This window comes from Candidatus Vondammii sp. HM_W22, assembly GCF_022530855.2.
Taxonomy (GTDB): Bacteria; Pseudomonadota; Gammaproteobacteria; order Chromatiales; family Chromatiaceae; genus Vondammii.
This window is the reverse complement of sequence record NZ_CP099567.1, coordinates 2,069,010-2,092,141: the sequence shown is the minus strand read 5'-3', so window position 1 is coordinate 2,092,141 and position 23,132 is coordinate 2,069,010. Positions and strand designations below refer to the sequence as shown.

The following is a 23,132-nucleotide window of genomic DNA, read 5'->3' as shown; positions in this document are numbered from 1 at the left end:
GCGGCCTGTTTTATTCGATGCCTATCGAAAACTGAAACCCCACTGGGACAACGAAACGGAAAACAGGGTTGAACACGACTGCAACCTTCTCACCTTCACTCAACTGACCACTATCGACAGTCCAAGGATCACCTGAAAACGGTTGACTATCTGGCAGGGAAATGCCCGGCCAACCGTTGTCATTACCGCTAGCGGCATGTGTACTGGCGGGCGAATTGTCAATTGCCTGAAGGCGCTATTGGGAGACTCCCGTATCGGCGGACTTTTCGTCGGCTATCAGGCATTAGAAACGCTTGGCAGAAGTATTCAGCAATACTGCCCTGGCCATGGTTTTGCCATGTTTGGATAACAAACGGACCAATATCCGCGCAGGCATCCAGACCCTGAGAGGCTACTCAGCCCATGGATATCAGAAAAACCTAGTCAATTTTGTCCGGCGTATGCACTAAAGTGTGTCTTCGATCTCATGATGCGTTTTGGGACGTCCCAATCCCTAATCGATCTTTGACCGCCTGTTATTACCCCGGACGCCCTGCGTACGCGCCATTTCGCCACCATCGTTTCACTCGGCACAGGCTACGCAGCACTCTTATAAATGGCTGGACGTCGTGTTCGGAAGCCTACTTTGCTTCCCCTCTTACTCTATCGTACGTCGGATAAGCAGTGCGGCCTCACGGCTATCGGGGGCTACCAGCCTTCGCTTTGCTCTCCATGGCTGGCAAAGTGGGCAAGCCTAAAGAGATTCGCCTGGTACACGGGGATAGGGAAGCAAAGAACGTATTAAAAAAAAGCCTCGAAGATGTTTGCCCAGAGTGCCGTGTGATTATCCCTTTGCATTAGGTGGGCGGATGATCAGGTAGCAATTTGGATCATGGAATATCGGGGACAGTGATCAATACTTGTCCAGAAACAAAAAGGGGCGGATACTGATTAGCCACTTAAAAGAAGACAAAAGATATCTCATTTTTCTTCATCCAGCGCGCATCTGTCGCGGATCTTGGGTAGAATGCACCGTTTTGGAATAGTCGTCGGAATTTCCCATGCGCACTACTCGATTTCCCCTCCATACCACCAAGGAAACACCATCAGATGCCGAAATCGTCAGCCATCAGTTGATGCTGCGAGCCGGACTGATCAGAAAACTGGCGGCCGGACTCTACATCTGGCTCCCTCTCGGGCTCAGAGTGTTGCACAAGATCGAAAAAATAGTCCGCGAAGAGATGGACCGTACCGGTGCTCTGGAGATCCTGATGCCTTCAATTCAGCCGGCGGAACTTTGGCAGGAGTCAGGTCGTTGGGAGCAGTATGGTCCCGAATTGCTGCGCATTCGAGACCGCCACAACAGAGATTTCTGCTACGGTCCAACCCACGAAGAGATCATCACCGATCTGGCCCGCAATCAGCTTCATAGCTATAAACAGCTGCCGGTCACCTTCTACCAGATTCAGACGAAATTCCGGGATGAGATACGCCCAAGATTCGGGGTGATGCGCGCACGCGAATTCCTCATGAAGGACGCCTATTCGTTCCATATCGACCAAGCCTCTCTGCAACAGAGCTATGAGCAGATGCACCAGGCCTACAGCAATATCTTCAAACGTTGCGGTCTCAATTTCCGTCCTGTCCAGGCAGATTCAGGAAGCATCGGCGGCAGTGCCTCCCATGAATTTCATGTGTTGGCCGAATCGGGAGAGGATGCCATCGCCTTCTCCACTGACAGTGACTACGCCGCCAATGTTGAAACAGCCGAGGCCATCGCCCTTACCAAAGAACTTCCTCAACCTGGAGTGGCGATGTCGCTGCAGGACACGCCCGATGCAAAAAATATCCAGGAGTTGGTGGAGCAGTTCGACCAGCCGATCAAGAAAACAGTAAAGACCCTGATCGTCGCAGCGGATGAGACACAAGAGGCCAATTTCATCGCCCTTATAATACGTGGTGACCATGAGCTGAATGAACTGAAAGCGGAAAAACTGCCGGAAGTTGCCTCTCCACTACAATTTGCCGCTGATGAAAAGATCAGAGAGACCATCGGAGCAGGCCCAGGCTCACTCGGCCCAGTCAACCTACCCATCCCCTGCATTGTAGACCGAACTGTTGCAGTCACTGCGGATTTCAGCGCCGGCGCCAATATCGATGGCAAGCATTACTTCGGCATCAATTGGGAACGAGACCTGCCCATGCCCCAGATCGCTGATATCAGATGTGTCCAGGAGGGAGATCCCAGCCCGGACGGAAAAGGGCTGCTGACGATAGCCAGAGGGGTTGAAGTGGGTCATATATTCCAACTGGGCAAAAAATACAGCGAAGCAATGAACGCCACGGTATTGGCGGAAAATAGCCGTAGAGAAGTTATGACCATGGGTTGTTATGGCATTGGGGTATCGCGGGTTGTGGCTGCCGCCATTGAACAAAATCATGATGACAATGGTATTATCTGGCCTGCAACCATAGCCCCGTTCCAGGTGGCACTGCTGCCGATGAAAATGAGCCGATCCCAGCGGGTCCGTGATGTCGTTGAGAAGCTGTATGCTGAGATGACAGATATCGGGATCGATGTACTGCTCGATGATCGTGATGTACGGCCTGGCTTCATGTTTACCGATATGGAATTGATTGGCATTCCGCACCGGGTAGTGGTTGGTGAGCGCAGTCTGGACGAGGGAAAACTGGAGTACCGTGCCCGAGCAGAAAACGAGAATACAATGATTGATATCGATAAGATCGTTCCATTCTTCTGTGAGCGGCTGAACCTGGACACAGCATCGTGATGGACCCCAGTCCCCAGACAACCAAATAAAAAATAGAGAGAACCGATTTCATGGCAAAAGTACAAAGTTTCACACGTGAAGAGCTGCTCGATTGCGGCAATGGAAAAATGTTTGGTGAGGGGAATGCGCAGCTGCCTACGCCGAACATGCTGATGATGGACCGCGTCACGCGCATTTGCGATGAAGGCGGCATTTTTGGCAAGGGAGAAATCCAGGCAGAACTGGATATTAATCCCGCTCTCTGGTTTTTTGATTGCCATTTTCCCGGTGATCCGGTAATGCCGGGCTGTCTTGGGCTTGACGCCATGTGGCAGGCAATCGGTTTTTACCTAGCATGGATAGGAAATCCAGGCCATGGCCGCGCCCTGGGCGTAGGCGAAGTCAAGTTCGCCGGACAGGTATTACCATCAGCGAAACTGGTGACCTACCAAATTGATCTGAAGCGGGTCATCTCCCGCAGGCTGGTAATGGGTGTGGCGGATGCGGTAATGATAGTGGATGGCCGCGAGATCTATACCGCAAAGGATCTGCGCGTGGGGCTTTTTGTATCAACAGACAACTTCTGACTCTGAGCGACAACTTCTTAATAAATATCCTACGGATATTACGAGAAGCGTGCTTTCGATCTTCGACAGTCTGTTATTGCCCCGGCCGCCCTGCATAGTGCCGCTTCGCCACACCATCGTTTCACTCGGCGCAGGCTACGCAGTGCGGCCTCACCGCTACCGGGGACTACCGGCCTTCGCTTCGCTTATGTGCGAACTCTAATTTGGGCAGCTAACCCAGGCCCAATGATTTTCACGCGAACTGTATGGTCAAATCTTTCCAGCGAGTTTGTTTGCTCTGTGCGAAGCACTGACCCTTACAGTTGATTTGTCATCTACGTTAAAAAGCTTTTTTCTGGTGATTGTTACGCTTAAGCCAATAATGGCTCAGCTTTATATTCTGTACCTTGCGTCAATAGGGCAAATGCCGTCCTGACCGTTTTGTTTGCGGTTCTCATTTGTCAACATGGTTGATAACAGACATCGCACCATTCACAAGATAACTCCTCAGGGCAATATTCTTCGTCAATCTCCCGATAGTACCAAAATTTGTTTTTCCACCACTGGAATGCTGAAGCCGCGTCAATCCGATGTATGCTGATGCATCCCCTCCCATTTTAAATGTACCAGCTTCACCGCAGCCTGTCGCAATATAGAGATTAACAGCATTTATCGTAGACACACCCTCTAGTGCCGCCCGCAACTTCTCACATTCCGGGTGTGCCTTGATGGCCTATGCCAATAGCCTATCCTTTTCCGCTATGTTTTCAACCGTCTGTAAGTAAAGTCTCCATATTGCATTCAATGCCTGGCGAAACTGCATGCAAAACCCTTCCTGATTACCCATAAACCTCAGCCATCCTCAGGAAGGGATAAGGCATCGGTGGTGTACGTAACGCGACGCAGAGCAATCGTTCAATCATAGCCGGAAGATTAAACCGGCGATTAAAGCGATATTCAAACTCGGCGAGATAACGAGGTACGTGTTTTTTACGAATAGCATGAAAGGTTCCCTGCAAAGCATTCTTGATATTACCAAGCATGGTATTCAGTTATTTAAAGGTGGAGAGCTGGGTATACTTTCGCCCACCGCCAGTGACGATAGGCATATGATCACATCCAGCATCTGTAACTGCTCTGAAGCAGTAGAGCCCATCAGAAAGAACTGTGCTGCCAGCACACAGACTGGATCTGGCATATCGAGCGATCTCCGCACTCTGAAAACCGCGGAACCGACGCAGCTGGATCTTCATTGGCCTGCCGTCCTGCGTCGTCTCAACAGCTGCCACGAAAGGGATTTTATTACGAGACCCTCGCCCACGCTTTCCCGGTTTCTCACCACCAATACAGGCATCATCCATCTCGATGCGACCAGCCAGTTTTTTTGACTCTGACGTTCCATCATCACCTGCATCAGTTTGTGCTTGAGCTTCCAGGCTGTATTGTAGTTCACACCAATTTCACGGGACAGTTGCAAGGCAGAAGTACTTTTTTTACGCTGAGTCAACAAATAGATGGCCAGAAACCACTTCTTCAACGGCAGCTTGGTGCCGTGAAAGATGGTGCCAGCAGTCAGGGAGCTTTGGTGGTGGCATTTGTAGCACTGATATACCTTACGGCTTTTGAGTTCACAACCTGTTGTGTTGCCACACTCAGGACATATATATCCGGTAGGCCAACGCAGTTGGTACAATGCTTGTTGACATTGCTCTTCTTTGAAACTGCACTGTATTTTTCGGCATGATAGAAATCCTCTGTGTTCAGTGACTTCTATTATGCAATGACCACTGGCTCAGTAGCTGAGCCTGGTAGGTAATCAGGAAACCCTTTCTCTGCGTCTTCAAGCATCCCTTGAACTGTGCCACCTAATCCACCTCTTCTTGATGACACACGTATATTAAATTCCAGTAACAACGCTTCAATTTGATTACGCAATGCAACTTTATGTTTAACTGTAAGTTCTCTCATTCTCATGGTGGAATGCTGCTCTTGTTGCTCAAAAGTCTTGCCATTGATGAATTTAATATCAACAAGCTGACTAGCCTGTACGATGGCCAAGGCATCATTTTTATCGGCCTTTTGATTTTGCCTTATCTGAGAAACAAGCTTGGCTGATATAATGCGGGCATCATGACCATTGTCCTTAGCCACTTGCTTCCAGTAGTTGGAAATCACACAAGAACTCGAACACGATAATCGCTGGTTTAGCCATGACCAGACAGGATGCAAATTCCTCTGATGGCATTTCATCATTGGTAACTATCTCGGATCCTTTGACAACGCACACCTGGATAACTTTTTTGGCTAAATCTACACCTATAATCGTTTTCTTCGTTTATTGGGCTCCCATTATGCTTTGCTTTAAGGGCAACCAGTTTCTGCTTTAGGGTGAGGGGAGTCCAATTATCTCTTCATGCATGGGCCGACAGCGGAAGTTACCTCGCCGGATAATGCAGTGTGAACTTGTTCACAGAAACGTAGATATATTACCCAATATGCAATCTGCAACTCTCATCATTTAAAAATAGGTAAGCAGATTACTCCCAAACCATACCTGAAACTAGATTATTATTCATAATTGTATAAGGCTCAGAGATTCCCATCTAAATGGATAACGGCAGGGTTCACCTGAAGCATGCAGATTTTACACTCTCAGCAAACCAGTTGAAGAGAGGTTTATGTGTTCTTCAAATTACAGACTGCCACCTCTATGCCGATCCGGACTAACTCTTGGCCGGAATCAACACTCAGAACAGTTTGCTCAACGTGATTGAATTGGCACGCCAACAATCAATGCCGATTGACATGATTCTAGCAACTGGAGATTTGGTTCACGACTCTTCCATTGAGGGCTATACCCGCCTTAGAAACCACTTGGAACAATTCGATATCCCCGTTTACTGCCTGCCGGGAAACCATGACAATCCAAAGGTCATGTCAGAACAGATGGACAGTGTTTTTGTCAGCTCGCCAAAAACTGTAAGCATTGGCAACTGGCTGATAGTTTTGTTGGACTCAACAGTTCCGGGCAGCGCAAGCGGCCACATGAATATTGACGAATTGAACATACTGAGACAGAGTTTGCAACAGTACCCTGATCGTCATACACTGGTCTGCCTTCACCACCACCCGGTTCTCATCGGCAGCGATTGGATGGACAGAATGTCTCTGGACAATCCCGATGATTTTTTTGGCATCATCAACGGACACTCAAAAGTCAGAGGCATACTTTGGGGCCATATACATCAGACCTTTGAATTCAGACTATAACGGCATAAAGCTGATGGGGTCCCCTTCGACCTGCATCCAGTTCACTAGCGATCAGGATGACTTCGACATAGACCTGATGGCACCAGGATTTCGCTGGTTGAAGCTGATGCCTGACGGATCGATAAGATCCGGCATTGAACGTATCTCATCCATACCCGAAGAGCTGGAACTGGACTCAGAAGGTTATTGAGTGCTAAAAAACGTCATATCGACTTGCCTCGGAATGACGATTAAAAGGGCCTGTAAAGCTTTCTGTGTAACAGCCAAGGTTAAATATATACCGCTAAGCGTTCTTCGAACTCAATAAATCTATTCAGAGCTGGATATTCGGAAAAGCCGTGTTGATTGCATTCAGGAAAGCCCTTTAAGCCATCGGCACAGGCAATCAAAATATCCTTCACACCCTCCGACAGCCAGATCCCCAATAATTCCTTGTGGCCTTCCAGGTTGACGCCCAGAGCGAGATAAATCGCTTTATTTATCACTTTCTTGTCTTGCCGGATTTTAACGACAATGCTGTCCAGATAAACAATAGGCTAAATCGCATCCAGGGGGCGAGATTGCCATTCGACAACCTGCTCGATAACTGCATCAGTAACTTTGGATATGCGTGTGGCGGAGACATCGGCTCCGTACATTTCCTTGAATGTCGTGACGATTTCGCGGGTCGTCATACCCTGAGCATACAAGAAGAGGATCTTGTCATCCATTGAGGTAAATCGATGCTGGTGCTTTTTAACCAGTCGGGGTTTAAAGCTGCCCGCTCTATCTCGTGGAGCATCCAGTTCAAATTGGCCATCTTCCGTTTGCAAGGTCTTGCCAGTAGTGCCGTTGCGGCTGTTACTCGCTTCGGGTTGTTCATGTTTGGCAAAGCCAAGATGATCATCCAGTTCAACGTTGAGTGCCGCATCGACCGTGATTTTGGCCAGCATTTGCCGAAACTCGTTGAGATCTTCTTCAGTTTTGATGTTATTAGCGGTCGCTTGGGCTATTGCTTGGAGCTCTTCCTTGTTTGGGTTTAATGACAGGCAGTTACACAGAATTTAGGTCTGTCTCAGCCAGGGTCGGTGTGAAGATTGGTATGATGAATTTGGTGTACAGCATGCGTCGATTGGTGTGGCTGGCCGGATGAAGCGAGGTATGGATATGGGTGTTGCCAGAAAAATGAGTGTGAAGATGCCGGGCTTTCCCGGTTTGCTGGAGACTGTTGGTCTTTGTCGGGTTTTTAGAGGTTCCCTTAACCCCTATTGCTGTGAATTCTCCATATCCCTTTTATTTATAGATTTTTTTGAGAACCGACGCACCACTTACCATATGGCGTGTAATTTCAGTGCCACTCACACGCAGGTATTCCCCTCTTTTTTCATGCCAGTCTGACAAAACAATACGCTCAGCAGACTGACCATCCAGTTTAAAATCGTGAATTGCCGGTCTGTGGGTGTGGCCGTGAATCAATAGCTTAACGCCACTATTTCGCATGTAGGTCTCCACCGTATATTGATTGACATCCATAATATCAGCAGATTTCAGTGAGACGACCTCGCCACTTTTTTTGCGGTATTCTGTGGCCAGGATTTTTCGTTGCTGAATCGGTTTTGCCAGAAAGTCGGAGATGAATGCATGACTGCGCAGGAGTTCTCGGGCTTGTTGATATTCAAGGTCGTCACTGCAGAGCAGATCGCCGTGCATCAGCAGTGTGGGTAGGCCATTCAGGTCTACTACCGTTGGATCATCCAGCAGAGTGCAGCCTGTTGTCTTGGCAAATGCCTCACCAATCAGAAAGTCACGGTTGCCATGCATGATAGAGAGTTGGGCGCCGCGAATAGTAGCCTGAAGCAAAGCGTGTGTAGCTTTTTTGATTGCGGGCGTGGTGTCGTCGTCGCCAACCCAGGTGTCGAACAGATCACCCAGAATATAGAGATGAACCCCGGCGTCGACTTGTTCCTCCAGAAAGCGGAGGAACAGGTCTGTGGTGCCAGGACATTTCTGCGACAGATGGAGATCTGAGATAAACAGACTGTCTGTCATAGAAGCATCCATAGAAAGACGACAAGTTTACTCAGTGATAGTGACCTGTTCGATGACCAGATCATCTGCAGGGACGTCCTGATGCCCCATGCGGTTGGTCGTCTCCACCCCTTCCATTTTTTTGACTACATCCATCCCTTCAGTCACTTTTCCAAACACGCAGTAGCCCCAGCCGTCCTCGCACGGGTGGTCAAGGAATTTATTATCAGCCACATTAATGAAAAACTGGGCCGAAGCTGAGTGAGGGTCCATGGTGCGGGCCATGGCAATACTGCCGATTACATTACTGAGGCCGTTATTGGCTTCATTCTCGATAGATGCACAGGTGGTTTTCTCTACCATGCCTGGCTCGAAGCCGCCGCCCTGAACCATGAAATTATTTATCACACGGTGAAAAATGGTGCCATCGAAAAAACCATATTTAACGTATTGAATGAAGTTTTCGGAAGTCTTAGGGGCTTTCTCTTCATTCAGTTCGATGACGATACTACCTATATTGGTTTTCAGCGTAATCATACGTGCGCTTCCCTGGTCAGTTGTTAGAGATTCGGGTGATTGATTCTATGATGATAGCGTCTTGCGGCACATTGCTCATGCCGTTGCGGCTTACAGTGTAGATATCCGCAATTTTATCAACGGTATCCATGCCCTTGGTTACCTTGCCAAAAACAGCATAGCCCCAGCCATCAAAGCTAGGGTAGTCAAGATTGCTATTATCAGCATGATTGATGAAAAACTGGCCGGTTGCCGAGTGTGGGTTTCTGGTTCTTGCCATGGCGATGGTGCCGCGGTCATTTTTCAGGCCATTCTTTGCTTCATTTTTGACCGGGGCATGGGTAGGTTTTTTTTTCATATCTGCAGTGAAACCGCCACCCTGGATCATGAAGCTGTTGATAACGCGGTGAAAGATAGTGCTGTTGTAGAAGCCTTCATCCACGTAGCGCAGGAAATTCTTTACTGTCTCCGGTGCCTGGCTGTCATTCAGTTCCAGTTCGATATCGCCCAGACTGGTGGCCATCATTACCCGGGTAATTTCGGTGTTGGCCACTGAAATCAGGCTGAATCCCAGAAGCAGGATGAGAATCCATTTGGAAAGAGGTTTAATCATCGATGATCTTCTCCACAGAGCCGATTTTTCCAGCGAGACGCATAAACAGGCTATGATAATGGGTCTGGAGAGATTGAAAAAGCCCTGATTCTCTTTTTGTTGCAGATGTGCTTTCGTTTACCATTCTTCCGTGACCTTTGATTGGAGCAAAACTGCTCTCTGGATCACCAAGCTTTCTTGTAAATATCTGTACGGTGTGCCTGAGTTTTATCTACTACCTCTACATGAATTAATGAAGTATCGGAATCGATATGCTGAAGATCTACAATGATCTGACCAACAGAAAAGAAGAGTTCAAGTCACTGGAGTCTGGGAAAATCCGGATGTATGTCTGTGGCATGACCGTCTACGATCTTTGCCACTTGGGCCATGCCCGGGTATTGGTGGTATTTGATGTTGCCTACCGTTATTTAAAAGAGCTGGGTTACGATGTCACTTATATCCGTAATATCACCGATATTGACGATAAGATTATCAATCGTGCCAATGAGAATGGCGAACCGTTTACCGAGTTGACCGAACGCTTTATCAAGGCAATGCATGAAGACTCAGAGGCGCTCGGAGTACTGTTACCTGATGATGAGCCTCGCGCCACCGCACACATTGATGAGATTCTCTCGATGATTGGCCGGTTGATCGATAATGGCCACGCCTATGTGGGGGGAAGTGGTGATGTCTATTATTCAGTCAGCAGTTTCAAGGATTATGGCAAACTCTCTGGAAAATCCCTGGCAGATCTTCAGGCAGGGGCACGGGTTGAGATTGACAGCGACAAGCGCGATCCTCTTGACTTTGTACTCTGGAAGGGTGCTAAACCGGGTGAACCCTCTTGGGACTCCCCTTGGGGAGATGGTCGGCCAGGCTGGCATATTGAGTGCTCAGCCATGTCTACCCGCTGCCTGGGCGATACATTCGATATCCATGGTGGCGGTGCCGATCTGACGTTTCCCCACCATGAAAACGAGATTGCCCAATCTGAAGGGGCCACCGGAAAACCCTTTGTAAACTACTGGATGCACAATGGTTTTGTGCGGATAAACGAAGAGAAGATGTCTAAGTCATTGGATAACTTCTTTACTGTCCGTGAAATACTGGAGCGTTACCAGGCTGAAGAGATTCGTTATTTCATTCTGACCAGCCAATATCGCAGTCCGCTTAATTATGATGATGAACACTTGGATAATGCACGCAGTGCGTTGACACGTTTCTACACTGCTATGCGTGGACTGCCGGAGGTGGAATCTGCCGGTGGCGAGTCCTTCTCCAAGCAGTTTTTTGCGGCTATGGATGATGATTTCAATACGCCTGAAGCTCTAGCTATCATGTTTGAGCTGACACGTGAAATAAATCGGGTACGTGAGAGTAATCAACAGCAGGCCGCGGCTTTAGCAGCAGAACTGAGACATTTGGGTAGCATATTGGGCATTTTACAGAGTGACCCTGAGAGCTATTTACGTGGTAATCCTGAATCAGGAGAGGGAACACTGAGTGATGATGCGATTGAATCACTGATTCAGCAGCGTCTCGATGCACGTAGCGGAAAAAACTGGGCAGAGGCGGACCGGATTCGCGACGAGTTGAAAGCACTGGGTATTCTGCTGGAAGATGGTGCCGGTGGGACTCGTTGGCGGCATGGGTAGGTTTTATCTTATGCACTTATTGAAAGAACCCATCCTACTCTTGAATATACACCATCATAGGATAACAATCCATGTTACATGGATATATAGGATAAGAGATAGTAGATTATGAGTGTAAAGAAGAAACCGGTGGTAAAGAAGCAGACGGTTAAAACGACCGCCAAGAAGGGAGTTGCAAAGAAAGTCAGTAGTAAAGAAGAAGGCGGCAACAAAGAAGAAAGTCACCAAAAAGAGAGCCGCTCCCGGTAAAAGTGCCGCCAAGAGCGAAGTGAGTGCGAGAGAGCGCTACGAAATGATTGCCACCATGGCATTTTACCGGACTGAAAAACGCAGTTTTGCACCGGGCTATGAAATGGATGACTGGTATGAGTGTGAGCAGATCATCGATAGGATGTTGAAGAGTCAGTAATTCAGTTATCAATCTGGACGATAGTTGCTCACCAGCGCTTTCGGCGAGGGTGTCTTGAATTCTGTGTGACGGCCTATGATTAAACCATAACAAAGGTGAGGATAGTCTGCTGATCGACAAGAAAGAGCTCCAGGCGATAGCCCAGGCGGCCGCTAAAAACATCAAAACTGAAGAAGATCACAACGAGTTTCGGCAAATGCTGACCAGGATCACGGTCGAGGCAGTACTCAATGCTGAACTGGCTGATCATCTTGGCTTTGCCAAGCATCAACAATCCGAAGCGAGTAATAGCCGCAACGGCACGACCAGCAAGACCTTGCAAACGGAAGATGGCCAGTTTGAACTGGATACCCCGCGAGATAGAGCGGGCAGCTTTGAACCTCAGCTAGTTAGTCGACCCTGAAATATTCATAACGCAATGATTTATATAAAATAAGCGTCTGTGAAAGCGGTAAAAGCAGAGAAAAACTGGACGAAACAGAGGTGGATAATTGAGCAAAGCCAAGACAGCTAATCCCAACCAGCAAAGTTTCCTGCACCAGAACTTACTGGATCAGCTGAACCCCAAGCATCCACTTTTGCTACTGGCCAGACAGATAGACTGGTCATATTTTGATGCTGAATTTGCCCCGCTTTATTCTCATCTTGGAAAGCCCTCAAAACCCATCTGCCTAATGGTGGGTCTCTCGATACTCAAGCATCTGGAAGACCTCAGTGACGAGGTTCTGATTCAACGCTGGATACAAAATCCCTACTACCCGAGTTTTACGGGTGAGATCGAATTCCAATGGCAACTTCCTTGTGACCCCTCCGACCTGACTTACTTCAGAAAGCGTATTGGCAACGAAGGTTTTGAAAAGGTCCTGGCTACCTCTATCGCCTTACATCAAGAAAAGGCGATCGAAGATGAAATGTGTATCGACACTACCGTACAAGAGAAAAACATTACCTTTCCAACTGATGCAAAGCAGTACCGAAAGATACACGGGCAGTTACTCAAGATGGCTCGAGCAGAAGGTATCGTGCTCAGTCGAAGCCATGAGAAGGAAGTAAAAATTCTCAAGCTCCCCACCCGATTTGCCACACATCCGAGGAATCGTAAAAAGGCACGTAAGGCCGTCAAGCGATTAAAGACCATCAGCGGCCGATTACTGCGTGAAATACAGCGTAAGATGACCGCAGAACAACAGAAATTCTATGCAGAAAAGTTCGCCCTGTACCAGCGCATGCTGAATCAGAAGCGTGCTGATAAAAACAAGTTGTACAGCCTACATGAACCTCATGTTCACTGTATGAGCAAAGGCAAGGCCCAGCAGCGTTATGAGTTTGGCACCAAGGCATCAATCACCACCACAAGGGACGCGGGCATTGTGATTGGTGCCCCGGCTTTTGAGAAGAATGTATTTGATGGTCACACCGTACCTGAGGTCTTGGCACAGGTGAAACGTCTCATCAATCGAGTACCCAAAGTGGGTATTGCTGATCGAGGTTATCGGGGCAAATCAAAGGTTAATGACACCCAGATAATAACGCCAAAGCCTGCTAGGAAGAATACCTCAGGAGAAGCCATGGCATTAGCCAGAAAACGTTTCAGAAGACGAGCTGGCATCGAGCCTGTGGTCACTTAAAGAGTGACCACAGGCTAAAAAGGAACTTTCTTAAAGGCTTTGCCGGGGATCAGATTAACTTGCTTATGGCGGCGGCTGCCTTCAACTTCAGAAAATGGATGAGGGAGGTTCTTTTTTGTGCTGAAAAATATCATGTCCATACTGCTGTTCCTGTTTGCAAAACAGAAACAACAGTATTATTAAGTGCCTGGAATGAATATTTCAGGGTCGACTAGCTATTTTCCCGGATTGAAAAAAACTGAATAATCATTGATGTCGGCCGCTTCTGTCCCCTGTTGAGGCGCAGGAATGGCTAATTCCGTCCCAGTCCTGTGCGAATTGCTAGGCGAACCCGGCCACTTCTTGATCCGCGTTTCAGAGCCCATCTCAGGGCCTCGGCTCTTATCTCCTGATTTGCAGTGGTTTCACTCTTCATCGACCTCAACCAGTGATCGACGATGTCGAGATACTGCCCCTGATTGAAAGGGTAAAATGAGAGCCACATTCCGAAACGCTCTGAGAGGGATATCTTCTCCTCCACTCCTTCAGGATGATGGATCTCGCCTTCAACCACCCGAGCATCCAGGTTCCTCCTGCTTAAATTCAGGTAACAGGTGTCTGCGATTGGATGTGGCGTAGATCAGGACATTTTCAGGGGGTGCCGAGATAGAGCCGTCGAGGGCCGTCTTGAATGATTTGTAGCTGGCATCATCGCCTTCAAATGAGAGGTCGTCGCTGAACAGGATAAACCGTTCCGGCCGGTCATAGAGCTGGCCCACGATATAGGGCAGTTCGATGAGGTCCTGTTTTTTTAACCTCGATCAAGCGAAGTCCCTGATCTGAAAATTCATTCAGTACTGCCTTGATCCGAGAAGATTTTCCGGTCCCGCGGGAACCCATAGCAGTACGTTATTGGCGCTGCGTCCCTCGACAAACTGCCGGGTGTTGTCGGCTTTCTGTCGCTCCATGCAGAGAAGGTCATCCAGTCGTACCTTATGTGGATGGGCAACTGCCTGCAGGCCTTGCCGCCACGCCAACGGAAAGCGAGATGGTCCCAGTCAGGCTCCCTGGATGCCGGACTGAACAGACCTTCAAGCCGTTCGATTAATGACTGGGCGCGCTGTAGTAGATCATCTGATTGATTCATAGGGAATATAGTGAGTGGCGATATGTCCTTTATCGGCATCAATGATGCAACCGCTTGTAATGTATCCGGTGCGGCTGGTCGGCATCGGCTCCCAGACGCTTTTTACGATCTGCCTCATAATCGGCGTAGTTGCCCTCGAACCAGACGGTTTTCGAGTTGCCTTCGAAAGCCAGAATATGAGTGGTAATGCGATCCAGGAACCATCGGTCATGTGAAATCACCACTGCACAGCCGGGGAAGTTGAGCAGTGCCTCTTCCAGTGCTCGCAAGGTCTCCACATCGAGATCGTTGGTGGGTTCATCCAGCAGCAGCAGATTGCCGCCGCTCTTCAGTAGTTTTGCCAGGTGTACCCGGTTGCGTTCGCCGCCGGAGAGGTCACCAATGCGTTTCTGTTGATCGCTGCCCTTGAAGTTGAAGTGGCTGACATAGGCCCTGGAGTTCAGTTCCAGGCGTCCTACTGTGATGATGTCGGAGCTGTCCGAAATCTCTTCCCAGACGCTGTGGTCATCGTTCAGGCTATCGCGGGATTGGTCGACACATGCGGACTGAACCGTTTCACCAATACGCATCTCGCCCTGATCCGGTTGCTCCAGGCCGGTGATGATACGAAACAGAGTGGTTTTACCCGCACCGTTCGGCCCAATGATGCCGACGATGCCACCACGGGGCAGATTGAAACTGAGATCTTCATAGAGCAGTTTATCGCCATAAGATTTGGTCAGGCCATTGGCTTCGATGACCAGATCACCCAACCGCTCACCCGGTGGAATGTAGATCTGATTGGTCTCATTGCGTTTCTGGAACTCCTGGCTCTGCAACTCTTCAAACCGCTGCAGGCGGGCCTTGCTCTTTGCATGGCGGCCTTTGGCATTGGAGCGTACCCACTCCAACTCATTCTTCATGGTTTTTATCCGGGCACTCTCCTGTTTCTGCTCCATCTCCAGGCGCTGCTCTTTCTGCTTCAGCCAGGAGGAGTAGTTCCCTTCCCAGGGAATGCCGTAACCACGGTCCAGCTCCAGAATCCAACCAGCTACGTTATCGAGGAAATAGCGGTCATGGGTCACGGCCACCACTGTGCCCGTATAATCGTGGAGGAAACTCTCCAGCCAGGCGACAGATTCCGCATCCAGATGGTTGGTCGGTTCATCCAGCAGCAGCATGTCAGGTTTTTCCAGCAGCAGACGGCAGAGTGCGACACGGCGGCGTTCACCGCCGGAGAGTGTGGTGACATCTGTATCCCAGTGCGGTAGTCGCAGGGCATCTGCTGCGATCTCCAGGATACGATCCAAGTTGTGGCCGTCTTTGGCTGTGATCAGGTTTTCCAGATCGGCCTGCTTTGCGGCCAGGGCATCGAAATCCGCATCCGGTTCGGCGTAGGCGGCGTAGACGGTATCCAGCTCGGCTAAAGCCTCTTTGACATCGGTTACCGCCTCTTCGATATTTCCTCGAACATCTTTTGCCGGGTCCAGTTGAGGTTCCTGTGGCAGAAAGCCTACTCTGATACCGGGCTGGGGGCGGGCTTCACCCTCGATATCGGTATCGAGGCCGGCCATGATCCGCAACAGGGTGGATTTACCCGACCCGTTGAGACCCAGGACGCCGATCTTGGCGCCTGGAAAGAAGGAGAGTGAGATGTCACGGAGGATAACCCGTTTTTGCGGCACGATTTTGCCGACACGGTTCATGGTGTAGATATATTTGGCCATGTGATTACTTACTCTTTTTTGATTTTTGTAGATTCAATGTATTAGCCTAAATGCCTTGCAATTACCGATTTTTTTACCTGTACACGTGTATACATCAATATACTTGGGTATGGCTGCACATCTGCACACAAAATTACATGGCAAGCATTTTTAAAACGGCAATAAGTGGTGAGCGGTCATCAAGTGGGGGCATTCTACCACAAGCAAGACTTTCAATAATAAGGCCCAGGCTCAGATATGGGCGCGCGAAATCGAGTGGTAAATGGACCAAATGTAGTGGTGTGAATAAGACGCAATAAAGAATCTGTGTAGCATGAATGCACTGAAGCTAAAAGGGCTTATTGATTGGAATTTAAAACGGGTTGACACCACAGTCGCTTATTAGTACTTATGCGCGCTCAATAACATTTAGGAATGTTGTTCACTTGAAATTTCGATAGACTGTTCCGACCAATTAAGGTTAATTGATTGGAGTATTGGTGAGGGTGTAACGATTTCCGTGTAACTGCCCGGGTTAAATGTATTCCGCCAAGCGTTCTTCGAACTCAATCATAAAATTTAGTCGACCCTGAAATATTCATTCCAGGCACTTAATAATACTGTTGTTTCTGTTTTGCAAACAGGAACAACAGTATGGACATGATATTTTTCAGCACAAAAAGAACCTCCTTCATCCATTTTCTGAAGTTGAAGGCAGCCGCCGCCATAAGCAAGTTAATCTGACTCTTCAAACACCAAAACGACAGCATCTTTTTTCGGTGACGTAATTTCCACCTATACCCGTGCCCAGGCCATCGTAGACGGCGTACTGGTCGAAGCAGGATCGCTGGTAAAGGAAAATGTATTCAAATGGCCGGTGGCACTGACATCTGCTGTCTGGGCAGATTGTGTAGCCTGGAGCGATGATCACAGTGAGAATCAGGTGTACCAGGATCAATCAGGCAGGCTGTGGGATGTGCTCTACATGGCATCCTATGAAATCCGGAACAGCAATGGTTCCTATAATCAGATGCTGTTCCAGTTATTTCGGGTGCCGCGTGATGGTAAATCAACGGAAGCCGAGATAGTAACCTTGAAACTGATCGTTGGGCCGGGTGATAACGGTGAGCCAGTGATTACTATTCTGTTACCCAACGAGGATTGAAAATAGCCGGAATTCTCCGGCATCTTGCCCCTGGTCGCTTGGGTAAAAGCGGCACCTTAACCAGGATATGATTGTCAGAGTTTGGTCGGAGTCGCCATTCGGTCGTATGTGCACAGCCTTGCATCTGGCGGCTCTCTCCAGACGCAAAAATTATTCAGAACGACTCAGAACAATCGGGTATTAGATGCCGCGTTTAAACGAGCTTGGCATCACAGGTATTTCATCTCACAATATGAGCAAAACGTTTGCTGCTCGTTATTGAACAAAGAAGCTGTGGCTACCGATGTTCATCATTTGTAGGGCTAAATTTTTGTGAAGAGAACTGAGAGGGCTTATGCTGCATTTGTAAAGAGTGGGCGGTTCAAGCAGGCGAGGAGATGTGCAGCGCAAAAAAAGGAGCCGAAGCTCCTTTTTTCATTTGCAACCGATTATTGCCGAGGGAGAGTTCTCCTCAGAGGTGACCTCACACGGGAAGATGGGACCTGAAGGACCGGATAGCACGCGTCAGGGCATCAATAGCTACACTGACTGGTTTGCGGGTAATGCAGATATGGCCGGTGGCTACGATGGCCCCTGCCCACCCTGGAACGACTCCATTGTCCACCACTATCACTTCACCTTTTATGCCCTGAATATCCCGCGTTGTCCTGTCGAGGGGTGTTTTGGCCGGAATGAGGTATTGACCGCGCTTGAGGGCCATGTGCTTGGGAAGATAAGCATCACGGGAACTTATAGCCTTAATCTCAATGTGCCTGCCTCAGTATGATAGGTATGTACTTGTTGAACCGCTTGCTCTGATTCCAGGCCGTAAGAAGTGGCTCGTGTATATATTCCGTAAGGCCTGGTTCGTATCACTGCGTACCCTGATCGTTGCGTCAGATCAGGCGAGTGCCTCCAGGCCATTTCTATCTACCAGATTGAGCAGTTTGAGTGAAGGTCCGTTTGGTTTCTTTTGGCCCTGCTCCCACTTCTGTATTGTTGATGGGCTGGTATTCAGATAAGCGGCAAATACTGCCTGACTGGCCTTGTTGCGCGCTCGGATGCGCTTGATTTGTGCTGCAGTATATTTCTTCACGGGAGGAAGACAGAGGGCATCGAAGTCGCGCAACGTCACTGCGTCCATTACGCCTGCCTTGTGCAACCCTTTTGCTGTTTCGTGGACTGCTTTGATGATCTCTTTAGCCATCGTTTATTACCTCAATCAATTCCTCAGCATCGACTGCCTGTTCCAGTGCGGCCGTGCCATAGTGTAGTAGTTCTGCGGCCAATATTCGGAGCGCCTTGAGCTCTTTCTGGGTGATGTTAGCGCGCTCGTTCTTAGCGAAGCCATAGATGAAGAAGGCCTTATCCTCATGCCTGAATGCTACCAGGGTCCGTACTCCGCCGCGTTTGCCACGGCCATGCAAACCAACCCGCTTTTTAACTACGTGGCCACCCAGGTCAGCATCAATGAGGCCGGAGGATATCTCTTGGACAGCCGATACCAAGGACTCATCCATGACACCCTCTTTCACAGCCCACTTATGGAACCACTTGGTCTTGTATGTCTTCATCACCAGCCTTTAGTATTGGATATAAGTGTAGCACTTAGTGTCATAGATGACAAAGGACCGCCAGGGGAAAGATTCAGGCGGAAGGAAAGCAATGGAGGTGGATTATGCTACTGTCAAAATGCCTCTGTTCCGGTGAAAGTCTCAGGGAAGCTTCTGGCAAGGGCTGTCCACAGAATCCATAGGTCTCGCCCACCATAGCATAGCGAGCCTAAAAAACTCGTGCAGCCAAGGGTGGGGTTGCATCAGCGGCGCCTGTGGAGTTTGTGGTCAGGTCGATGTGTACCAAAGGTCGGATATTTAACATCAATGTGCGAGCGGAGTGACAGGCGAATGCCTGGCGCATGGCTTGCCTGATCCGAAGGCGCCATCGTCACTAGTGAACGAAGTGGGGTAGTGACGAGGGCGGCGATCCGGGAAACGGCCCGGGGTTGCGGCAGAATTTCGGGGTGACGGCGGGATTATCTGTTCCTATACTGCTCCCTCAGAACGTCAATATCCGATGAATTCATCCGTGGCCACTGCGTGTACTAGTGGCAATAGAGCGTAACCGGATCATTCAAAGCGCTGCGGCTTTCAGCCGTTGATCCATCTTCCAGTCCAAACAGATTGTTCGATCTGCTTTTTCCGCAGGCGCCAGCCTGCCATTCACTCGACGAGCCATCAGTAAATCGCCATTGGTGATGACTGTTGATGCTCATATTTCATTCATCGCGGAAATCTTTTCCGCCCCATCAAATAAGGAGGTGTATCCACCATTGAAGAAAGCCCGATTCCGGGCATGTTGGGCCGGCACTGGGCCTTTACCCACCAGGGAAAAACCAGTGTTGCCTGAGACCAGGCATATTCAGGTCGTATGGGAGTGGTGTCCCAAGACCGTTTCGCGTCAGCGGATCCAGTCAGCTGCGGCTGCTGGGTGGTCATAAACACTTACCAGATAGAGATTGCACCTTGAAAAACCTGAACTACCAACTCAAACAACTCTGCCGCCAGAATCGGGATGGCAGCTATAGCACCCAGACCAAACGGGCGCATCATCTGATGCTCATCGCAAATCAGTTGCATGTGCTGGGTTTTCACGGGATGGGTGCCAGTTCCCTGAAGCCAAAGCATGTTGATGCACTGGTCAAGCACTGGCTGGACCAGGATCTTTCCACCGGGACGATCAAGAACCGGATGGCGGTGCTGCGCTGGTGGGCACAGAAAGTGGACAAGCAGAACGTCGTGGCGCGATCGAACGACCACTACGGTATTCCTAACCGACAGTTCGTGACCAACACATCAAAGGCAAAGGTGGTTAACGCACCAGATCTGGAAAAAATATCGGATCCCTATGTCCGCATGAGCTTGGAGTTGCAACAGGCCTTTGGCCTGCGTCGGGAGGAGGCGATCAAGTTTCGGCCTGGGTTTGCGGATAGGGGAGACCATGTTCTCCTTAAGTCCTCCTGGACCAAAGGAGGAAAGGCGCGTGTTGTTCCGGTACGTACCGATGAACAACGCGATCTGTTGAATCGAGTGCGACAACTTGCCGGCAATGGCGCCCTGATCTCAAGTGATCGGAATTATGTCCAACAACTTCGCGTGTATGAACGCCTTACCGCCAATGCCGGGCTATCGAAGATGCATGGCCTGAGACATGCTTACGCACAGCAGCGCTACGAGGAACTGACTGGCTGGAAATCACCGGCTGCCGGCGGACCAATTACGAAAGCATTGAATCAAGAAGAGAGAGTGTGTGACCGTCAGGCACGCCTTATTATTAGTCGGGAGTTGGGACATGAGCGCCCGCAAATAGTTGCGATTTATTGCAATTGACAGGCGTTTGAAAAAACGACGCAGCGGTTAGAAATGATTTTCCATTCCCTGATTAAGAGCGCTCTGTAATGATGCCGGCCTGAGTACACAAGATCCCCGAGGCCGAGTTCATCATGAATAAATCCATTTTCAACCCCAAACATCCGATAGTGACGATTGAGATTTGTATCGCTGGTATCTGTACCCTGGCCAGCGCGAACCTACAGGCGGGCGATGTTCAAGTGGGCCGCTACTCCTTATTTTCCGCCACCTCGACAGAGGCACAAGCCGATCTGTTGGCAACGACAATGAGCGGTCCGGTATCTCCTGCAACGCAGCGGCTATCGGTTGGCCACTGCCGAGGGCCGGACACAGCAGCCCTGTTCGCGTTACCGCTTCCAGCGGTCCATCGAAGTTTGGGACCGATGACGCTGAGAGACGCCCTGGAAACGCTCGTGGGATCAGCATTCTACTTGGTTCAAGATCCCGTTCATCGACTTATCGCCTTCGAGCGTTGTGCGGCGGATCGGTTTGTAACCCAGGCTATGACCACCATCGAACCAGAGGTCGCACAAGATGAAGAGTGAGACTCAAACGGAGCAACCCGTCTCTTCAGATGAAGAAACAAAGCCGGAGGATGCTGTGGTGCAGCCAACAACCCGGAGAGTTGCCTACAAGACCGTGCTGGTCGCGGTCGTGATCGGCATCATCACGATCAGTTTGCTGTGGGGGTTTGTGATTGGTCAGGAGGGCAGTCCAGTATACGAAACCTCGATAATGAAACTCGATGCCCAAGTGCATGAGGGCACGGTAACAAAAGAATTGCCGGCCGCAAAGCCAGATCCAGTAGTGGAGTCGATCAATCGCTGGCTGGTGTCCATGACTAGCCGGATCAATCGAGGTTTTGATACGCAACAAGCCCATAGTTCTGTTGTGAAAGGTGAGATCTCGGCCATGACTGAAAGTATCCAGGCGATCAAGATGGGAATCGCCAATATGAATAAAAGCAATCAAAAATTGGGCGAGCGCATCAGTGAAGCCATTTCACGGTTGGATACCTTCGTCAAGAACGTCAGGGCACTCAAAGTCGTCAGGCGCAAACCATCGACCAAACGTAAGTCCCGGCCCATCAATAAGCCGCCTTTTCATATTGATGTCATCGATGTATGGGATGACGTGATCTATGTGTCTGTCTCCCAGGCCGGGCGTGTAGCGTTTCTGAAGGCTGGCGAGCAACAGTCCGGCTGGACAGTTTCCAAAATCGATCGACTCAAAGGGCAGGTCGATTTTCAAAGGCCTGCCGGACATGCCTATTCCGTTTCGTTGCAGAGGTAGAATCCATGGAAATCATACTGGCCGTTTTGTTTCTTTTTGAAGGCATCACTCTGGGATCAAGCTCCGCAGACAAGTGTGATGACGACACACAGTCCACTATGGCTCTGCCCAATGCGGACGACACATTGGATTCGTATCATACCAAATAGGTAACACGCCAGAGTGACCCGATCGGATGTCATTTTGACGGGTTCCGTTATTTACCGGGATCTGACCGCCCCATACCGCAATCAGATTGTCCGGCCGATAATGGAGGTCAGTGACTGTGATGGGGGTTGTGCCGATGAATAGTGGATTGAAACTCGTCATTTTGTCTGTTGTCCTGGTGGCATCGCATCCTGTGAACGCGATCGATATTTCCAGCACCGTGGTTAAACAAACCGGTCAGAATGAATCATCAATAGAAGCGAACACTTTATCGGTAACGGACTTAGCGCGTGCCCGTCTCTGGGATTTGTCGGAAGTGGAATGGCGCCGCTACAAACAGTTAATGCAAGGGATTCGCGGAACCATCAGCCCATCGACGATATCGCCAATAGAAGTGCTCGGTATCCATGCAAGGGATGATGTGGAACGCCAGCGATATGCCGAAGTCTGTGCACGTGCCATGCGCGAGGATGTGGAGCGTATTCTTGCGTTTCAACGCGCATACGATGCGGCAGGAAAACATCTCTATCCCAATGAACCGCTGATCGATGTCGACCGGTTATCTGGAAATGCAGAAGAGATGAGCGCGTTTCAATCTAGCGATCACCTGTTATTTTTCGCCCGGCCCGAGTGTCCGGTCTGTGATGTGCTGATGAACAAACTGTTGAAACAGATCGATGAAGTTAGTGGCATTGATATCTACCTCACGGACGTGTCGTCAGGGGATGACGACTCAGTACGGGATTGGGCATCGACTCACCAGATCAATCCTGAATGGGTACGTAACTGGCGGATCACCCTTAATCATGATGGTGGTGCATTGGACAAACTGACGAGAGGGCAGGGCAAAGTACCCACTGTATTACGTTGTCGGGGAGAGGAGCTGTTGCAGCTCCCGGTATCGGATCTTTAAACGATGGACCGGTTGAGA

General features: G+C 49.5%; 22 protein-coding genes and 5 pseudogenes. 16 read left to right on the top strand and 11 right to left on the bottom strand.

What is annotated here, in order from left to right; translation table 11 throughout:
- The first annotated feature begins 142 nt into the window (after positions 1-142).
- From MN084_RS11575 to fabA, 3 genes are all read left to right on the top strand, one after another.
- Positions 143-349 (top strand): hypothetical protein, encoded by a 207-nt coding sequence (locus MN084_RS11575; protein WP_241086306.1) that lies wholly within the window; start codon positions 143-145, stop codon positions 347-349.
- 691 nt (positions 350-1,040) lie between these two features.
- On the top strand, positions 1,041-2,771 hold the full coding sequence (locus tag MN084_RS11570) for a proline--tRNA ligase (RefSeq protein ID WP_241086307.1): 1,731 nt from the start codon (positions 1,041-1,043) through the stop codon (positions 2,769-2,771).
- A 50-nt stretch (positions 2,772-2,821) separates the two neighbouring features.
- On the top strand, positions 2,822-3,337 hold the full coding sequence (gene fabA, locus MN084_RS11565) for a 3-hydroxyacyl-[acyl-carrier-protein] dehydratase FabA (protein ID WP_241086308.1): 516 nt from the start codon (positions 2,822-2,824) through the stop codon (positions 3,335-3,337).
- Between the two features lie 433 nt (positions 3,338-3,770).
- On the opposite strand, the gene MN084_RS11560 is transcribed toward fabA, so the two are convergent.
- The 3 genes and pseudogenes from MN084_RS11560 to MN084_RS11550 all read right to left on the bottom strand — a co-directional run bounded on the left by MN084_RS11560 (position 3,771) and on the right by MN084_RS11550 (position 5,467).
- A complete protein-coding gene (locus MN084_RS11560) occupies positions 3,771-4,019 on the bottom strand; it encodes a transposase (RefSeq protein ID WP_330178044.1) in 249 nt (82 codons plus the stop codon).
- Between the two features lie 136 nt (positions 4,020-4,155).
- A pseudogene (locus MN084_RS11555) lies at positions 4,156-5,090 on the bottom strand (IS1595 family transposase).
- Positions 5,090-5,467, bottom strand: a complete 378-nt coding sequence (locus tag MN084_RS11550) for a hypothetical protein (protein ID WP_330178043.1) — start codon at positions 5,465-5,467, stop codon at positions 5,090-5,092. The pseudogene MN084_RS11555 and the gene MN084_RS11550 overlap by 1 nt, the downstream one beginning before the upstream one ends.
- Positions 5,468-6,046: 579 nt before the next feature.
- Between MN084_RS11550 and MN084_RS11545 the strand changes: the two genes are divergently transcribed.
- The gene (locus tag MN084_RS11545; RefSeq protein ID WP_241086310.1) at positions 6,047-6,586 is read left to right on the top strand and encodes a metallophosphoesterase; all 540 of its coding nucleotides are present in this window, start codon (positions 6,047-6,049) and stop codon (positions 6,584-6,586) included.
- A 13-nt stretch (positions 6,587-6,599) separates the two neighbouring features.
- Positions 6,600-6,776, top strand: coding sequence for a hypothetical protein (locus MN084_RS11540; RefSeq protein WP_241086311.1), 177 nt, complete (start codon positions 6,600-6,602; stop codon positions 6,774-6,776).
- A gap of 126 nt (positions 6,777-6,902) precedes the next feature.
- Here MN084_RS11540 and MN084_RS11535 read toward each other — a convergent pair.
- From MN084_RS11535 to MN084_RS11520, 4 genes and pseudogenes are all read right to left on the bottom strand, one after another.
- Positions 6,903-7,614 (bottom strand): annotated as a pseudogene (locus tag MN084_RS11535) (IS256 family transposase); the annotation flags it as partial.
- A 244-nt stretch (positions 7,615-7,858) separates the two neighbouring features.
- A complete protein-coding gene (locus MN084_RS11530) occupies positions 7,859-8,614 on the bottom strand; it encodes a UDP-2,3-diacylglucosamine diphosphatase (protein WP_241086312.1) in 756 nt (251 codons plus the stop codon).
- Positions 8,615-8,641: 27 nt separating this feature from the next.
- Entirely contained in the window at positions 8,642-9,130 is a 489-nt protein-coding gene (locus MN084_RS11525; RefSeq protein WP_241086313.1) for a peptidylprolyl isomerase, read from the bottom strand.
- A 16-nt stretch (positions 9,131-9,146) separates the two neighbouring features.
- Positions 9,147-9,722, bottom strand: a complete 576-nt coding sequence (locus MN084_RS11520) for a peptidylprolyl isomerase (RefSeq protein ID WP_241086314.1) — start codon at positions 9,720-9,722, stop codon at positions 9,147-9,149.
- 251 nt (positions 9,723-9,973) lie between these two features.
- Here MN084_RS11520 and cysS point away from each other — a divergent pair, with 251 nt between their 5' ends.
- The 5 genes and pseudogenes from cysS (at position 9,974) to MN084_RS11495 (ending at position 13,614) form a co-directional block, all read left to right on the top strand.
- On the top strand, positions 9,974-11,362 hold the full coding sequence (gene cysS, locus MN084_RS11515) for a cysteine--tRNA ligase (RefSeq protein ID WP_241086315.1): 1,389 nt from the start codon (positions 9,974-9,976) through the stop codon (positions 11,360-11,362).
- 108 nt (positions 11,363-11,470) lie between these two features.
- A complete protein-coding gene (locus MN084_RS11510) occupies positions 11,471-11,611 on the top strand; it encodes a hypothetical protein (RefSeq protein ID WP_330178042.1) in 141 nt (46 codons plus the stop codon).
- A 43-nt stretch (positions 11,612-11,654) separates the two neighbouring features.
- Complete coding sequence (locus MN084_RS11505) at positions 11,655-11,771, top strand: DUF2934 domain-containing protein (protein WP_330178041.1); 117 nt, start codon at positions 11,655-11,657, stop codon at positions 11,769-11,771.
- Between the two features lie 112 nt (positions 11,772-11,883).
- Positions 11,884-12,168 (top strand): annotated as a pseudogene (locus MN084_RS11500) (transposase); the annotation flags it as partial.
- A gap of 94 nt (positions 12,169-12,262) precedes the next feature.
- Positions 12,263-13,614: pseudogene (locus MN084_RS11495) on the top strand (IS5 family transposase).
- A gap of 31 nt (positions 13,615-13,645) precedes the next feature.
- Here MN084_RS11495 and MN084_RS11490 read toward each other — a convergent pair.
- Both MN084_RS11490 and ettA read right to left on the bottom strand, forming a co-directional pair.
- Positions 13,646-14,525, bottom strand: a pseudogene (locus tag MN084_RS11490) (ATP-binding protein).
- A gap of 38 nt (positions 14,526-14,563) precedes the next feature.
- Positions 14,564-16,231 carry an energy-dependent translational throttle protein EttA gene (ettA, locus tag MN084_RS11485; protein ID WP_241086319.1) on the bottom strand — a complete coding sequence of 556 codons (1,668 nt, stop codon included), beginning with the start codon at positions 16,229-16,231 and terminating at the stop codon, positions 14,564-14,566.
- A 766-nt stretch (positions 16,232-16,997) separates the two neighbouring features.
- Here ettA and MN084_RS11480 point away from each other — a divergent pair.
- Positions 16,998-17,375: a DUF6573 family protein gene (locus MN084_RS11480; protein WP_241086577.1), complete on the top strand. Its 378-nt coding sequence runs from the start codon at positions 16,998-17,000 to the stop codon at positions 17,373-17,375.
- 379 nt (positions 17,376-17,754) lie between these two features.
- Positions 17,755-18,141, top strand: coding sequence for a YbhB/YbcL family Raf kinase inhibitor-like protein (locus MN084_RS11475; protein ID WP_445083827.1), 387 nt, complete (start codon positions 17,755-17,757; stop codon positions 18,139-18,141).
- A gap of 114 nt (positions 18,142-18,255) precedes the next feature.
- Here the strand turns inward: MN084_RS11475 and MN084_RS11470 are convergent, their stop codons facing one another.
- The gene (locus MN084_RS11470; RefSeq protein WP_241086320.1) at positions 18,256-18,561 is read right to left on the bottom strand and encodes a helix-turn-helix domain-containing protein; all 306 of its coding nucleotides are present in this window, start codon (positions 18,559-18,561) and stop codon (positions 18,256-18,258) included.
- The gene (locus MN084_RS11465; protein ID WP_241086321.1) at positions 18,554-18,928 is read right to left on the bottom strand and encodes a type II toxin-antitoxin system RelE/ParE family toxin; all 375 of its coding nucleotides are present in this window, start codon (positions 18,926-18,928) and stop codon (positions 18,554-18,556) included. Before MN084_RS11465 ends, MN084_RS11470 begins: the two co-directional genes overlap by 8 nt.
- Positions 18,929-19,876: 948 nt before the next feature.
- Between MN084_RS11465 and MN084_RS11460 the strand changes: the two genes are divergently transcribed.
- The 4 genes from MN084_RS11460 to MN084_RS11445 all read left to right on the top strand — a co-directional run bounded on the left by MN084_RS11460 (position 19,877) and on the right by MN084_RS11445 (position 23,114).
- On the top strand, positions 19,877-20,740 hold the full coding sequence (locus MN084_RS11460; protein WP_241086322.1) for a phage integrase N-terminal domain-containing protein: 864 nt from the start codon (positions 19,877-19,879) through the stop codon (positions 20,738-20,740).
- 113 nt (positions 20,741-20,853) lie between these two features.
- Positions 20,854-21,306 carry a hypothetical protein gene (locus MN084_RS11455; protein WP_241086604.1) on the top strand — a complete coding sequence of 151 codons (453 nt, stop codon included), beginning with the start codon at positions 20,854-20,856 and terminating at the stop codon, positions 21,304-21,306.
- Complete coding sequence (locus tag MN084_RS11450; protein WP_241086323.1) at positions 21,296-22,054, top strand: hypothetical protein; 759 nt, start codon at positions 21,296-21,298, stop codon at positions 22,052-22,054. Before MN084_RS11455 ends, MN084_RS11450 begins: the two co-directional genes overlap by 11 nt.
- 340 nt (positions 22,055-22,394) lie before the next feature.
- The gene (locus MN084_RS11445) at positions 22,395-23,114 is read left to right on the top strand and encodes a TIGR03759 family integrating conjugative element protein (RefSeq protein WP_241086324.1); all 720 of its coding nucleotides are present in this window, start codon (positions 22,395-22,397) and stop codon (positions 23,112-23,114) included.
- Positions 23,115-23,132: the final 18 nt, after the last annotated feature.